Below are 442 nucleotides of genomic sequence, written 5' to 3' on the forward strand. Positions count from 1 at the left end.
GCCGATGACCGTCGTCGAGCCGGCGAGCAGGGCGCCGCGCAGCAGGCTGCGGCGCGACGTCGACAGGGCGGCGTACTCCTCGCAGCAGGCGTTCTCGTCCAGGAGCGTCATCGGGTCACCTCTGGAAGTAGTCGGGGGAGTCGAGGACCGTCGTGAGCAGCGAGGCGATGCCGTAGAAGCGCACCGGGTGCATCTTGGTGATCATCTCGTCGGGGTCGTAGCCCCCCGCCCGGCAGGCGGCCTTCACGAGCACAGGAGTGGCGTGCTGGTGGAGGAGCTGCTGGCTGAGGTGGTCGACGAGCTCGTCGAGCCGGATGCCGGCCTTGCCGGCCTGCGGCACCCAGGACTTGAGGTTGCGGTAGACCATGCCCTGGGCCTTGCTCGGCCAGTAGCCGCCGGTCATCGAGTGGTGCATGTCGAAGCTGGCGATCATCCTCGAGGG

Annotated in this window: 1 protein-coding gene; it reads right to left on the reverse strand. The window is 68.8% G+C overall.

Annotation, left to right across the window (positions count from 1 at the left end; genetic code table 11):
* Window positions 1-115: 115 nt before the first annotated feature.
* Window positions 116-442 (reverse strand): hypothetical protein (locus tag K9U41_RS23240; protein ID WP_282643199.1); only part of this gene is annotated, 327 nt, incomplete at its 5' end.

It is taken from the genome of Xanthobacter autotrophicus (genome assembly GCF_029991245.1).
GTDB classification, from domain to species: domain Bacteria; phylum Pseudomonadota; class Alphaproteobacteria; order Rhizobiales; family Xanthobacteraceae; genus Xanthobacter; species Xanthobacter autotrophicus_C.